Source organism: Streptomyces sp. NPDC040432 (assembly GCF_055595445.1).
In genome coordinates this window covers 681,510-695,489 of the sequence record NZ_JBVIVP010000001.1, presented here as the reverse complement: position 1 = coordinate 695,489, position 13,980 = coordinate 681,510, and the positions used below count along the sequence as shown (strand labels likewise).

13 protein-coding genes are annotated in these 13,980 nt (G+C 72.9%); 9 read left to right on the top strand and 4 right to left on the bottom strand.

Going from position 1 to position 13,980, the window contains the following annotated elements:
• The first annotated feature begins 17 nt into the window (after nt 1-17).
• A complete protein-coding gene (def, locus tag ACZ58N_RS03135) occupies nt 18-572 on the top strand; it encodes a peptide deformylase (protein WP_471154913.1) in 555 nt (184 codons plus the stop codon).
• Nucleotides 573-615: 43 nt separating this feature from the next.
• On the opposite strand, the gene ACZ58N_RS03130 is transcribed toward def, so the two are convergent.
• A complete protein-coding gene (locus ACZ58N_RS03130) occupies nt 616-1,260 on the bottom strand; it encodes a TetR/AcrR family transcriptional regulator (protein ID WP_471154911.1) in 645 nt (214 codons plus the stop codon).
• A 182-nt stretch (nt 1,261-1,442) separates the two neighbouring features.
• On the opposite strand from ACZ58N_RS03130, the gene ACZ58N_RS03125 reads away from it, so the two are divergent.
• Entirely contained in the window at nt 1,443-2,672 is a 1,230-nt protein-coding gene (locus ACZ58N_RS03125) for an acyl-CoA dehydrogenase family protein (RefSeq protein ID WP_471154910.1), read from the top strand.
• Nucleotides 2,673-2,769: 97 nt separating this feature from the next.
• On the opposite strand, the gene ACZ58N_RS03120 is transcribed toward ACZ58N_RS03125, so the two are convergent.
• Nucleotides 2,770-3,207 (bottom strand): SRPBCC family protein, encoded by a 438-nt coding sequence (locus ACZ58N_RS03120; RefSeq protein ID WP_471154905.1) that lies wholly within the window; start codon nt 3,205-3,207, stop codon nt 2,770-2,772.
• A 156-nt stretch (nt 3,208-3,363) separates the two neighbouring features.
• On the opposite strand from ACZ58N_RS03120, the gene ACZ58N_RS03115 reads away from it, so the two are divergent.
• A complete protein-coding gene (locus ACZ58N_RS03115) occupies nt 3,364-3,549 on the top strand; it encodes a DUF5999 family protein (RefSeq protein WP_471154903.1) in 186 nt (61 codons plus the stop codon).
• Nucleotides 3,550-3,692: 143 nt separating this feature from the next.
• Here the strand turns inward: ACZ58N_RS03115 and ACZ58N_RS03110 are convergent, their stop codons facing one another.
• Nucleotides 3,693-5,717 (bottom strand): ATP-binding protein, encoded by a 2,025-nt coding sequence (locus ACZ58N_RS03110; RefSeq protein ID WP_471154901.1) that lies wholly within the window; start codon nt 5,715-5,717, stop codon nt 3,693-3,695.
• Nucleotides 5,718-5,867: 150 nt separating this feature from the next.
• Nucleotides 5,868-6,857 (bottom strand): fibronectin type III domain-containing protein, encoded by a 990-nt coding sequence (locus ACZ58N_RS03105; protein ID WP_471154899.1) that lies wholly within the window; start codon nt 6,855-6,857, stop codon nt 5,868-5,870.
• A 238-nt stretch (nt 6,858-7,095) separates the two neighbouring features.
• Between ACZ58N_RS03105 and ACZ58N_RS03100 the strand changes: the two genes are divergently transcribed.
• The 6 genes from ACZ58N_RS03100 to ACZ58N_RS03075 all read left to right on the top strand — a co-directional run bounded on the left by ACZ58N_RS03100 (nt 7,096) and on the right by ACZ58N_RS03075 (nt 13,973).
• The gene (locus ACZ58N_RS03100) at nt 7,096-8,697 is read left to right on the top strand and encodes an ABC transporter substrate-binding protein (RefSeq protein ID WP_471154897.1); all 1,602 of its coding nucleotides are present in this window, start codon (nt 7,096-7,098) and stop codon (nt 8,695-8,697) included.
• A 46-nt stretch (nt 8,698-8,743) separates the two neighbouring features.
• The gene (locus ACZ58N_RS03095) at nt 8,744-9,709 is read left to right on the top strand and encodes an ABC transporter permease (protein WP_471155217.1); all 966 of its coding nucleotides are present in this window, start codon (nt 8,744-8,746) and stop codon (nt 9,707-9,709) included.
• Nucleotides 9,702-10,574 (top strand): ABC transporter permease, encoded by an 873-nt coding sequence (locus tag ACZ58N_RS03090; RefSeq protein ID WP_471154895.1) that lies wholly within the window; start codon nt 9,702-9,704, stop codon nt 10,572-10,574. Before ACZ58N_RS03095 ends, ACZ58N_RS03090 begins: the two co-directional genes overlap by 8 nt.
• 128 nt (nt 10,575-10,702) lie before the next feature.
• A complete protein-coding gene (locus ACZ58N_RS03085) occupies nt 10,703-11,614 on the top strand; it encodes an ABC transporter ATP-binding protein (RefSeq protein WP_471155215.1) in 912 nt (303 codons plus the stop codon).
• Nucleotides 11,607-12,266: an ABC transporter ATP-binding protein gene (locus ACZ58N_RS03080; RefSeq protein WP_471154892.1), complete on the top strand. Its 660-nt coding sequence runs from the start codon at nt 11,607-11,609 to the stop codon at nt 12,264-12,266. Before ACZ58N_RS03085 ends, ACZ58N_RS03080 begins: the two co-directional genes overlap by 8 nt.
• Nucleotides 12,267-12,395: 129 nt before the next feature.
• Complete coding sequence (locus tag ACZ58N_RS03075; RefSeq protein WP_471154890.1) at nt 12,396-13,973, top strand: hypothetical protein; 1,578 nt, start codon at nt 12,396-12,398, stop codon at nt 13,971-13,973.
• Nucleotides 13,974-13,980 lie beyond the last annotated feature (7 nt).

The window sequence follows — 13,980 nt, the reverse complement described above, 5'->3', positions numbered from 1 at the left end:
GTCGTACCCTTACGGCCATGCGACAGCGCCCCCTCCCCGGTACCACCGGACTCGTCCGCACCATGAGCCTGCTGGGCGATCCGGTGCTCCATTCCGCCTGTGCGGAGGTCACCGCCTTCGGCCCGGAGCTCGACCGGCTCATCGAGGACATGTTCGCGACGATGTACGCGGCCCAGGGAGTCGGCCTCGCCGCGAACCAGGTCGGCGTCGGGCAGCGCGTCTTCGTCTACGACTGCCCGGACGACGAGGACGTGCGCCACGTCGGGCACGTCGTCAACCCGCGTCTGGTGGCGGCCGACGGGGGCGAGTACCGCGGCCCCGAGGGCTGTCTGTCCCTGCCCGGGTTGGAGGCGGGGACCGTGCGCCACGACCACGCGGTCGTCGAGGGCGTGACCTCCGACGGGTCGCCCGTGCGCATCGAGGGCACCGGGTTCTTCGCCCGCTGCCTCCAGCACGAGTGCGACCACCTCGACGGCACGGTCTACGCGGACCGGGTCACCGGGCTGCGGGCCGGGCGGCTGCGGCGGGCGATCCGCAAGGCCCCGTGGGGCGCACGGGAACCGCGCGACTGATCCGGGGCCGCCGACCGGGGGCCGGCACCGGTGTGGCGGTCCGTCAGAAGCCGGGTCCGTCGGCGCGGTTGCCCGCGGTGGCCAGCCGGCCCCACAGCAGGTCGGTGAGGCCCTCGACCAGTTCCGCCCGGTCGCAGGGACGCTCGCCGAGCCACCAGTCCCCGGCCGCGTGCATCATGCCGACGATGCCGTGGCCCCAGATCCGGGCCAGGCGTTCGCCGCCGGGGCCGAGGTCGACCCGTTCGCCGACGACCTGGGCCAGTTCCTCGCCGAGGCGGCGCAGCAGCGGGGCCGAGTGCAGGCCGACGTCGAAGCCGCGCTCGGGGCTCTGCGAGTCCTCGGCGGGGTGCATCAGGAAGCGGTAGACCTGGGGGCGGGCCTCGATGGCGGCGAGGTAGGTGTCGAGCGTGGCCTCGACCCGCCGGCGCCGTTCGGCGGGCGCGTCCAGTGCGGCCCGCAGCGAGTCCAGGAGCGCGTCGGTGTGCCGGACGGCGAGGGCCTGGTAGAGGCCCGCCTTGTCGCCGAAGTGTCGGTAGAGGATCGGCTTCGTGATGCCGGCCTCGGCCGCGATGGCGTTCATGGAGGCCTTCGGGCCGTCCCGGAGTACGACGCGGTCGGCCGCTTCCAGCAGCTCCCGACGGCGGCGGTCCGCCGCTCCCGGCTCGCCGGCCTGCTGAGTGGTCTGCATGACGTGTTTCTCTCCCCGCCCTTGCGATGTGCGTGACGCCCACGCAACGTAACACCCCGCACACCCTGGTGATCGAACCGGCGGCGCTTGACAGTGCTTACCGGCCGGTAACAGACTGTGGTCATTGTTCAGGTTACCGGCAGTAACTTGGTTGGTGGCCACGTGAGACAGCTGGAGGGGACATGGCGGAGTTCACCATGGAGCTCAACGACGACCAGAAGCAGGTGCGCGATTGGATCCATGGCTTCGCGGCCGACGTGATCCGCCCCGCCGCCGCCGAATGGGACGAGCGCGAAGAGACTCCGTGGCCCGTCATCCAGGAGGCGGCCAAGGTCGGCATCTACTCCCTGGACTTCTACGCCCAACAGTTCTTCGACCCCACCGGCCTCGGCATCCCGATGGCGATGGAGGAGCTGTTCTGGGGCGACGCGGGCATCGCCCTGTCGATCGTCGGTACCGGCCTCGCGGCCATCGGCGTCGTCGCCAACGGCACCGAGGAGCAGATCGGCACCTGGATACCCCAGATGTACGGCACTCCCGACGACGTCAAGGTCGCCGCCTTCTGCTCCTCCGAACCGGACGCGGGCTCGGACGTCGGCGCGATGCGCACCCGCGCGGTGTACGACGAGGCCAAGGACGAGTGGGTGCTGAACGGCACCAAGACCTGGGCGACCAACGGCGGCATCGCCAACGTCCACATCGTGGTGGCGGTGGTCGACCCCGAACTCGGCACCAAGGGGCACGCCTCCTTCATCGTGCCGCCCGGCACCCCGGGCCTCTCGCAGGGGCAGAAGTTCAAGAAGCACGGCATCCGGGCCTCGCACACCGCGGAGGTCGTCCTGGAGGACTGTCGGATCCCGGGCTCCTGCCTGCTCGGCGGCAAGGACAAGCTGGACGAGCGGCTCGCGCGGGCCCGCGAACGGGCGGCGGCGGGCGGTGGCGAGCGGGTGAAGAACGCCGCGATGGCCACCTTCGAGGCCTCCCGGCCCGCGGTCGGCGCGATGGCCGTCGGCACGGCCCGCGCGGCGTACGAGGTGGCCCTGGACTACGCGAAGACCCGCACCCAGTTCGGCCGCCCGATCATCGACAACCAGGGCGTCGCCTTCCAGCTCGCCGACATGCGCACCCGGATCGACGCGGCCCGGCTGCTGGTGTGGCGGGCGTCCTGGATGGCGGTCGCGGGCAAGCCGTTCACCTCGGCGGAGGGCTCGATGTCCAAGCTGTTCGCGAGCGAGGCGTGCAAGGAGGTCACCGCCCAGGCCGTCCAGATCCTCGGCGGCAACGGGTTCACGCGCGAGTACCCGGTGGAGCGGATGCACCGGGACAGCGCCATCTACACGATCTTCGAGGGGACCAGCGAGATCCAGCGGCTGGTCATCGCGAGGACGCTCTCCGGGATGCCCATCCGCTAGGACCCGCCGTCTAGGTCCGTCGAGGTCCGTCGGCGCCCGCGAGGCGGATGGGAGTGCGGCGGCAGGTCCTGCCCGCCGCCGGGCTCCGGCGGCCGGGTCAGGGGGAGAGGATCCGGGTCAGGGCGCGGGTGAACACGAGGCGGCCCGCCGCCGCCGTCAGCGGATCGAACAGGCGGGGGAGGCCGCGCACCCGCAGATCCTCGCGCCAGTGCGCCTCCGTGTCCCCGGTGGGCAGGGGGCGAACTTCGATCTCCGCCCAGCCGGTCACCGTCCGCCCGCGCTTCTCCAACCGGACGATTCCGGCGGAAGGGGGCGCGGGCGGCTGCCAGCGCACCACTTCCATGGTGTCGTCGAACGTGATCCTGCCCACCCCCGTGCGAGCGGTGAATCGCGTTCCGACGTGCGTCGGGGGCTCCGTTTCGATGATCGTCCTCGTGAGCGGAACCTGTGCGCCGTGCCGTTCCCAGTCCGTGAGCCGGCGCCAGGCCTCGGCCGGTGGAAGCGGAGTGCGATGAATGATCCGGATGGCTGGCATGAGCGCATGGTAAGCGGGCATACACACCCTGAACTGGACCGCGAATATGGGTTCCGTCCTGGGGTGGCGATCAGTAATACTCACCGCCACCGTGGATCGCGGATTCGACCGGGTGACCACCGGCCCTCCCGCCCCACTCTGCGAGGAGGTGCGCCGATGTGCTCCCACCAGCCCCCCTGCCCGCCCGCCGACAGCGCCGATCACGACGCTGCCCGCACTGTGGCCGCCCACCCCGAGCAGGGCTGGAACCTGCTCTGCAACGGTGTGGTGGTCTTCGACGACACAGGTGAACTGCTCCCCGAAGGCCGGACGGTGGAACCCCGTCGACCGGCCCTGGTCTGAGCGAGGAGGCAGCATGCGCCAGCAGCTGATCCGCAAGCCCGTCCCCAAGCCCGCCCCCCGAGACCTGGATCTGCGTACCCCGTCGGGCAGACCCCTCCCGTACTGACGGGAGCCCCCGAGTTACGCCGTCCACCGGCTGCCCGTCAGCCGGTGGACGCCGCCGTGCCGCCGAGGAACGCGCTCTCGTACGCCGCGTCCCCGATCGCCGCCCGGGCCTGCCGTTCGCCCCGGTCCCGCAGGGCCGTGAGCGAGGGGGACCCGCCCATCTGCGGCCTGCCCACCGTGCTCCACCAGGCGTGCCCGGTGCCCAGCAGGCGGGCGGCCAGCTCCCCGTCGCCCAGGGCCGCCACCGAGGCCGCCAGCACGTCCAGGCCCAGCGCGATGCCGAGGCGGTCGCCCAGCAGCCGCTTGCCCGACAGCATGGACCGTACGTAACGGGCGGCCTCGCCGTGATGGCCCAGTCCGAGCGCCGACACGGCCAGGATGTAGTCCGCGTAGGCCCGGAGCCACCGCTCGCCGAGCTCCGCGCAGGCCTCCCGCAGCTCGCGGGCCTCTTCGGCGGCCTCCTCGAAGCGCCCGAGATCCCACAGGGCGTAGCCGGTGGCCAGCCGGCACAGCAGCCAACCCGTCCCGGCGGGGCGCCCGCCGTGGCCCGCCCGTGCCCGGGGGCCGGCGAGGAGCAGCGCCGTCCCCGGGTCGCCCGGCATCAGGACCGACACCGCCCGCAGGTAGGCGGCGCGCAGCTCCCGCTCCGGGTCCGCCAACGCGTCCGCCTCCCGGGTGCACCGCGCGCCGAGGTCCTGGGCGACCGCCATGTCGCCCTGGAGCAGGGCCGTCAGCCCGAGCGCCCACAGGGCCTGGACGTGACCGGGCCCGCCCGGGGGACTCCCGTCCAGGGCCCTTTCGAGGAATCCCCGGCCCTCGTGCACGTGACCGCACGCGAACCAGAAGAACCACAGGGCCCCGGCCATCTCCAGGGCGGCTCCCGGATCCGTGCCGAGGAGGTGGTCCAGGGAGGCGCGCAGCTGGGCGTGCTCGGCGGTCATCCTGCGGTACCAGTCGACCTGGCCGGGCCCCATCCAGCCCCGATCGGCGGCGTGGGAGAGGGCCGCGTACCAGTGGGCGTGCCGGTCCGAGACGGTCCGTACCTCGCCCAGTTCGGCCAGCCAGTCGTGGCCGAACTCGCGGATGGTGTCCAGCATCCGGTAGCGGGCACCGGCGCCGCGTTCGTCGGAGCGCCGGACGACGGACTTCGCCACGAGGCCGTGCAGGACCCGCTCCACCCGGGACGCGGTCAGCGGGCCGCCGGAGCACACGGCCCGGGCGGCGGCCACGTCGAAGTCCCCGGTGAACACCGACAGTCGGGCCCACAGCAGTCGTTCCACGGGCTCGCACAGTTCGTGGCTCCAGCCGATGGCGGTGCGCATGGTCCGGTGCCGGGGCAGCCGCACGGCGCGCGTGTCGGTGAGCAGGTCGAACCGTGCCCCGAGCCGCTGCGCCACTTGTTCCAGCGACCACAGCCGCATCCGGGCCCCGGCGAGCTCCAGGGCGAGCGGGATCCCGTCCAGGCGGCGGCACAGCTCGGCGGCGATCGCGGTCCGCTCGGGGTCCGCGAAGATCTCCGCGGCCCGCGCGGTGGCGGCCGTGGCGCGGGCCCGGAAGAGGGCCAGGGCATCGCTGTCGGGACCCTCGCAGGGCAGCGGTCGTACGTCGAGGACGGTCTCGCCGGGGGAGTCCAGCCGCTCCCGCGAGGTGGTCATGACGGTCAACCCGGGTGCCGACTGGAGGAGTTCGGCCACCAGGTGACGGACCGCGGGGACCAGGTGTTCGCAGGTGTCGAGGACGAGCAGGAGTTCCTTGTCGGCCATCCAGGCGCACAGTTCCTCGTCGAGGGAGTGCGCGGAGTGGTCGGCTAGGCCGATGGCGTGGGCGACGGTGGTGGTGAGCAGTCCCGGGTCGCGCAGGGGGGACAGTTCCACCCACCAGACGCCGTCGGGTCGGGCGCGGCGCCGATCGGAGGCGGCCCGTAGGGCGAGGCGGGACTTGCCGACGCCGCCCACCCCGGTCAGGGTGATCAGCCTTCGACCGTCCAACATGACTCCGAGAGCGGTGAGTTCACCGTCCCGGCCGACGAAGTCCGCCGATTCGGGCGGCAGGTTTCCCGGCACGGCGCCAGAGTCTGGCGCAGGGCCCCCGCCTGCGGAGTCTGCCTGATTGTCGTTGACCGAGTACTCACCGAACACGGTTGTATTGTGCGCGATCCTCTTTCGCGGCAGTGCCGTTCAGGTCGGACGGGCGGCCGGAAACGGTGGGCGGCGTCAGCCCGCGAGGACGACCTGCCGCTCAGCGGAGAAGGCGCCCCAGTTGCCGTCGGGCAGCCGGGCCCGGAGTTTCAGGGTCCAGGCGGTGCCGGCCGGATCGGTGGCCGTGAGGCGGTGCGCGGCCGGTCCGCCGGGTTCGGCGCCGGCGCCGAACTGGATGACGGTGACGGGCCGGCCGTTGACGTAGAGCTGGTACTCGGTGGTCGCCCGGCCGGTGTCCGGCGCGGTCCAGGACAGGTCCACGGCGCCGGGTGCGGCGGTCGCGCTGAACGCGGCGGGGGCGGTGCCGGGGCCCTGGGCGGGGTCGGCCGGGGTGGTCACGGCGACGGGCGGGCCGTCGGGGGAGGAGTTGTCGGCGCCGTCCCGGGCGCGGACGGTGAAAGTGTACGAGGTGCCGGGCTGGAGCCCGTCGAGGGTGGTGGAGGTCTCGCCGGGCCCGACCGTGTGGATCCGGACGCCGCCCTGGTGGACGTCGTAGGCGGTGACGCCGGTGTCGTCGGTGGCCGCCGCCCAGGTGAGCCGGACCGTACGGGGCCCCTGGGCGCTGCCGGAACCGGAGGCCGGGGCGGTGGGCGGCTGCCGGTCCTCGGCGCGGGCGGCCGGAGTGACGGCGCGCGCGGGGGCGCTGAGGGAGGAGCGGTTCCCGGCGGCGTCGCGGGCCCGGACGGTGAAGTCGTAGGGCGTCTGCGGGGTGAGGCCGGTGATGTCGACCATGGTCTTGTCGGCGGGGAGGTCGCGGACCAGTTGACCGGCCTGGAACACCTGGTAGCCGGTCACGCCGTCGGCGGGCTCCGCGGCCCCCCACATGACGTGCACGGAGGTGGCGCTGCCGGCCTGGGCGGTGAGCCCGGACGGCGCGCGCGGGGGCTCGGTGTCGCCGCCGGCGCACGCCGTCAGGGTGGCGAGCGCCAGGCAGAGGCTCAGGCGGCGGGCATGGCGGAGGGCGAGCGCCGGCGGGAGGGCGCGCGGCGGGGCGGTGCGTCGCACGGGCCTCCTTCGCGTGTGCGTCGTCCTCGTAAAGGTCTAGACATATATGGCACGTGCGGCGCCGACCGGGCAAGCCCCCGGCGGCCGGAAATCGCCCGCGACGCAAGGGATTTGCCCGGGTCGAGGGGGTCCGGGCCGCTGTGTCGGCCGTGGGTTGATTCGGTTTCCTCCGTCCACGTCTGGCATTATTGCCATTTCTTTGCAATAACGGATGATCGTGAACAAGGATGTGCGCAGCATGACGGCCCGGACAGCACGGGGAGCGGCCGCGGTGACGCTGGCCGCCGTACTCATCACGGGCGTGGCGGCCTGCTCGAACCCGGCGGGCGGTTCCGGGGGGTCCGCCGCGGCGGCCGACTCCGCAGTGGTCGGCATCGCGACCGAGCCGGAGACCCTCAGCCCGCTGCTGGGCTACGGCAAGGACGGGAACTCCAAGGTCTTCGACGGGCTGCTCGCCCACGACGCCGACATGAAGCTCAAGCCCGCGCTGGCCGAAGCCCTGCCGGAGGTCTCCGCCGACGGCCGCACGTACACCTTCAAGCTCCGCCAGGGCGTGAAGTTCAGCGACGGGGCGCCCTTCGGCGCCAAGGACGTCGTCTTCACCTACCGGACCATCCTCGACCCGGCGACGAACAACGCGTCGCGGACCGAGTTGGACGCCGTGGAGAGCGTCACCGCACAGGGCGAGGACCGGGTCGTCTTCACCCTGAAGTACCCCTACGCGCCGTTCGCCGAGCGCACCGTCCTGCCCATCGCGCCCGAGCACATCGCGGGCAAGCAGGACGTCAACAGCGGCGAATTCACCACCAAACCCGTCGGCACCGGCCCGTACCTCCTCACCGGCTGGTCCCGCGGCGAGAAGATCAGCTTCAAGGCCAACCCCTCGTACTGGGGCGGCGAGCCCGCGGTGAAGAAGTTCACCATGGCCGTCATCAAGGACGACGACGTCCGCGCCACGCGCCTTCGCTCCGGCGAACTGGACGCGGCGGTGCTGCCCCCGAACCTCGCCCGCGGCTTCGAGAAGGACCCGGCGCGCACCACCTACGCCGCCAAGTCCTTCGACTACCGCAACGTGACCCTCCCGACGGACCACAAGGTCACCGGTGACGTGGCTGTCCGGCAGGCGCTGGACATCGCCGTCGACCGGAAGACCATGGTCGACAAGCTCCTGGAGGGCGCGGGCAAGGCCGCCTACGGCCCGGTCCCGGTCGGCAGTCCCTGGTTCACCGCGGGTACCGAGCGCCCGTACGACCTCGACAGGGCGAAGAAGATCCTCGACGACGCCGGCTGGAAGGCCGGTGAGGACGGCATCCGCGTCAAGGACGGGGTCCGCGCCGCCTTCCCGCTCTGGTACCCGTCCGGCGACAAGCTCCGCCAGGACCACGCCCTCGCCTTCGCCTCCGACGCCAAGAAGGCCGGCATCGAGGTCAGGACCGAGGCCGGGACCTGGGAGGTCATCGAACCCCGCATGAAGACGGACGCCGTCCTCGCCGGCGGCGGCTCCCCGGCGGACCCCGACTTCGACCAGTACCTCCTGCTGACCTCCTCCCTCGGCGGCGACGGATTCAACAACATGGCCCGGTACGACAACCCCGTCGTCGACCAGGCCCTCGTCGACGGCCGCAGGAGCGGCGACCGGGCCGTGCGGCAGAACGCCTACGACACGGTGCAGCGCGAACTCGTGAAGAACCCGGGCTACGTCTTCCTCACCCACATCGACCACCTGTACGTCGTGAACGACAAGTGGGACGGCCCCGGCACCCAGGTCGAGCCGCACGACCACGGCCTCGGTACGGGCCCGTGGTGGAACGTGGAGACCTGGAAGCCGAAGCAGAAGTGAGCCGACCCGCGTGACCAGCCCCTCCCGCGGCCTCCCCTGGGGGCCGATGGCGCGCATGGCCGGGCGGCGGATCCTGTTCGCCGCCCCGGTCCTGCTCGTCGTCACCTTCGGCGTCTTCGCCATCGCCGCGATGTCCCCGTTCGACCCCGTCAAGGCGTACGCCGGCACGGCCGGCCTCACCGCCTCGCAGGCCGAACTCGACCAACTGCGCGTCAACCTCGGCGTCGACCGGCCGATGCCGGCCCGCTGGTGGGAGTGGCTCACCTCGGCCGTCACCGGCGACCTCGGTACCTCCTCCGTGATGCGCCGCCCCGTCGTCGACGTGATCGTCGAACGGGTGGGCTGGTCCGCGCTGCTGGCCTCCTGCGCCTTCGCCGTGGCCGTGCTGCTGGGTACGGGACTCGGCGTGCTGGCCGCCCGCCGCCAAGGAGGCCTCCTCGACCGGGGCGTGTCCGCCCTCGCGTACACCCTGGAGGCCGCACCCGCGTTCTGGCTCGGACTGCTCGCCATCTGGTTCTTCGCCGTGCGCCTGGGCGTCCTGCCCTCCGGAGGGCTCACGGACGCCGCCGACGACACGGTCACCTTCGGGCAGGTCGCCTCCCACCTGGTGCTGCCCGCGCTGGTCCTCGGCATCTCCCAACTGCCCTGGTTCTTCCTCTACGTCCGCCAGGGCGTGGCCGACGCGCTGGAGGAGGACCCCGTCCGCGGAGCCCGGGCGCGGGGCGTCGCCGAACGGCGGATCCTGCTGGGCCACGGCCTGCGCTCCGGCATGCTGCCGATGCTCACGCTCATCGGCTCGCGCGTCCCGGAACTGATCACCGGAGCCCTCCTGGTGGAGACCGTGTTCAGCTGGCCCGGCATCGCCGCCGCCACCGTCGAGGCCGCCACCTCGGTCGACTTCCCGCTGCTGGCCGCGCTGACCGTGCTGGCCACGGCCGCCGTCCTCGCCGGGAACCTGCTGTCGGACCTGCTCTACGGGCTGGCCGACCCGAGAGTGGGCTTCGATGGCTGAGTCGGCGATCATCTGGAAGTCCCGCGGCGGCGCCCGCCGCTCCCACCGCACGCTGCGCGTACGGGTCTGCGCGGCCCTCGTGGCCGTCATCGTCCTCGCCGTCCTGCTGGTGCCCCCGCTGGCGCAGCTGGACCAGCAGGCCGTGGACCTCACGGCGAAGCTGCTGCCGCCGTCCTGGGACCACCCCTTCGGCACCGACGACGTCGGCCGGGACCTGCTCCTGCGCTGTGTCTACGGACTGCGGGTCTCCCTGCTCGTCGGCCTGGTGGCGGCCCTGGTCGCCACCGTCATCGGCACCGCGGTCGGAGCCGCGGCCGGGGCGCTGGGCGGCTGGACCGACCGCCTCGTCATGCGGGCCGTCGACACCCTCTCCGCCATCCCGCACCTGCTGCTCGGCATCTTCATCGTGGCCATGTTCCGGCCCGGGGTGTGGCCCGTCATCGTCTCGGTGGCCCTGACCCACTGGCTGTCCACCGCCCGGATCGTGCGCGCAGAGGTCCTCTCGCTCCGGAGCCGCCCCTACGTGGACGCCGCCGTCTCCGGCGGTGCCTCCCGGTGGCGCGTCACCGTACGGCACCTGGTCCCGGGCGTGCTCCCGCAGGCCGGCCTCGCCGCGGTGCTCATGATCCCGCACGCCATGTGGCACGAGTCCGCCCTGTCCTTCCTCGGCCTCGGCCTGCCGTCCCACCAGGCCAGCCTCGGGAACCTGGTCCAGACGGCCCGGGGTTCGCTGCTCGCCGGGGACTGGTGGCCCACGCTCTTCCCCGGCCTGCTGCTGATCATCCCGACGCTCGCCATCGCCGGCCTCGCGGGCGCCTGGCGCGACCGGCTGAACCCCCGACGCCGCTCGGAGCTGACCCTGTGACCACACCCCCGCCCGTCCCCGCGGGAAGCCACGCCCCCGCCGGAAGCCGCCCCGCCGGAACCGTGCGTGCCGCGGCCGTTCCCGCGGCCACCGTCCTCGACGTGGACCGGCTCTCGGTCCGCTTCCGGATGCGCGGCGGCCACCACGTCGAGGCCGTCACCGGAGCCACCTTCCGGTTGGGCCCCGGCGAATGCCTCGCCCTCGTCGGCGAGAGCGGCTGCGGCAAGTCCGTCCTCGCCTCCGCCCTCCTCGGCCTGCTCCCCGGCAACGCCGAGACCGCCGGCTCCGCCCGGCTCGCAGACGGCCTCGACCTGCTCGCCGCCGACGAGGCGACGCTCGCCCGCACCGTACGGGGCCGCCGGATCGGGCTGGTCCCGCAGAGCCCGGCCGCCCACCTCACCCCCGTCCGCACCGTCCGGTCCCACCTGGAGGAGACCGTCCGGGAACTCGCCGGCAAGGCCCTGGGGGGCCGGCGCGGGAGCGGACCGCGCCTGCGCGCCGCCGCCGAGGAGGCCGCCACGCGCGCCCACTTCCCCGCGAGCCACCTCGACCGCCACCCGCACGAACTCTCCGGCGGCCTCGCCCAGCGCGCCGCCACCGCACTCGCCCTCGTCGGCGACGCCCCGCTGCTCCTCGCCGACGAGCCGACCACCGGCCTCGACCGGGACCTCGTCCACCGCACCGTCGACGAACTCAGGGCCCACACCCGGGACGCCGACCGGGCCCTGCTGATGATCACCCATGACCTCGCGGCCGCCGAGCGGACGGCCGACACCGTCGCCGTCATGTACGCCGGCCGGATCGTCGAGATCGCCCCGGCCGAAGCCTTCTTCGGCGCGCCCGGGCCCCGCCACCCCTACGCCCGCGGACTGCTCGACGCCCTGCCCGAGCGGGCCTTCACCCCCATCCCCGGAGCCCCGCCCGAACTGGGCGACCTGCCGGCCGGCTGCGCCTTCGCCGCCCGCTGCGCACTGGCCGACGCCTCCTGCCGGACCGACCGGCCCCCGCTCACCGAAGGGGTGGCCTGCCACCATGCTTGAGCTCGCCGGGATCACCGCCGGATACGACCGACGCGACCCCGTCGTGCGGGACGCGCACCTCACCCTGCGCCCCGGTGAGGCCCTCGGCCTGCTCGGGCCCAGCGGCTGCGGCAAGTCCACCCTGGCCCGGGTGGCCGCCCTGCTGCACCGCCCCGACCGCGGGACCGTGACCCTCGGGGGCCACCGGGTGACGGGCTTCCGGCACCGGGCCCCGCGCTCCCTGCGCACCGAGGTCGGCGTCGTCTTCCAGCAGCCCCGCCTGTCGGCCGACCCCCGCCTGCGGCTGCGCGACCTCGTCGCCGAACCGCTGCGCGCCACGGGCCGGCGTGAGGAGGTGGACGCACGGGTGGCCGAGCTCGCCGACCGGGTCGGCCTCGGCGCGGACCTGCTCGTCCGGCGCCCCCACGAGGTCAGCGACGGCCAGCTTCAACGTGCCTGCGTGGCAAGGGCTTTGGTGCTGCGGCCGCGCTGGCTGGTGTGCGACGAGATGACCGCGATGCTGGACGCCTCCACCACGGCCGCGCTGGTCGCCGTCGTCGAGGAGTACCGCGCCGACACGGGCGCCGGGCTCCTCGCTGTGGGCCACGATCCGGTCCTCCTCGGCCGCTGGTGCGACCGCACGACGCAGTGGAGCGACATCACGGCCCCTTGATCGACTGTTGCGCCTTCATGAATCATCCGGCTCTTCCATGGACTCCTCGGGCAGTGCGACCTAGCGTCTGGCGGCGGCGCGATGTCAGACGCGATGTCAACAAAACTGAAGACGAAGGAGGACGCCCGGATGTTCCGAAGAGCGCTGAACTGCGCCGTGGTCCCCGCCCTCGCCGCCATGACGGTGATGTACGGGGTGGCGCCGGCCCAGGCGGAGGAGATACCCAAGGCACCCGGCCACCGCCTGATCAGCCAGTACGACGGCGGTCCCGCCACCGCCGCCCCGCTGCCCGGGCAGGCCCCGCCGCAGCACCCCCACCTCGCGCCCAACGGCCGCAACGGCATGCACTCCGACGCCGCCGGCAGTGCCACGTCCCCGTGGTCCGGCCCCCTCGGCCGCGACCCGCAGGTCAAGAGCGAGAAGATCGCCGCCCTCGGCGGCGAGTGCGCCACCGCCACCTTCGACACGGGCGGCCGACTGGTCACCGTGTGCGGCACCTTCACCGGCTTCAAGGTCAAGCTCCTGGAGCCCCGCACGCTCGCCACGCTCGCGGAGTACCAGCTCCCGCAGCGTTCTTCGACTGTCGAGGCGATCACCTCGCTCGACTTCGCGAAGATCTTCAAGGACACCTCGGGCGGCGCCTACTTCTACCTGGACGACCAGGACCGGGCCGTGCTGGCCGATTCCCGCCAGCACGTCCTGCGCCTCTCCCACTCGCAGAACGCGGACGGGAGCTGGAAGTTCACCGTCGACAACGACTGGGACCTCACCGGCCACGTCCCGCACGACTGCGTCACGTGGACCAACCTGTGGCCCACCGGGACCTGTGACCCCATCACCTCCGTGATGCCCGACTGGAACGGCCGCATCTGGTGGGTCACCCGCCAGGGTCGGGTCGGCACCGTGGACCCGGTGACCGCACGGATCCGTTCGCTCCGGCTCGCCGGTGAGGAGATCCAGAACTCCTTCTCGGTCGCCGAGGACGGGGTCTCCATCGTCACCGACCACGCCCTGTACAGCTTCCGCGCCGGCGCCGACGGCACCCCCGAGGTGCAGTGGCGCCAGACGTACGACCGCGGAACCGGGACCAAGCCCGGTTCCGTGAACCAGGGTTCGGGCACCACCCCGGACCTCTTCGGCGACAACGGTGAGAAGTACGTCGCCATCACCGACAACGCCGACGACCGGATGAACGTCCTGGTCTACCGGCGCGGCGTCGACGTCGCCGCCGACCGGCGCCTCGTCTGCAAGGTACCCGTCTTCGGCTCCGGCGCCTCGACCACCGACAACTCGCTCATCACCTGGGGCAACAGCATCGTCGTCGAGAACAACTACGGCTACGAGAACCCCACCTCGTTGCTCCTCGGCAAGTCCGTCGTCGGCGGTGTCAGCCGCATCGACGTCCGCGCCGACGGCAGCGGCTGCGACACGGTCTGGGAGAGCGCGATCCGCGCTCCCTCCGTGGTCCCCAAGCTTTCCACCGCCAACGGGCTGCTCTACTTCTACGAGAAGGAGCCCAACTTCTGGGGGATCGACGCCTGGTACCTCACCGCGGTGGACTTCCGCACCGGTGAGCGCCGCTGGCGCCAACTGACCGGCACCGGCCCGCTGTACGACAACAACTGGGCGCCGATCACCCTCGGCCCCGACGGCACCGCGTACGTCGGCGTGTTCAACGGCATCGTCTCCGTTCGCGACCGCGGCTGACCCGCCG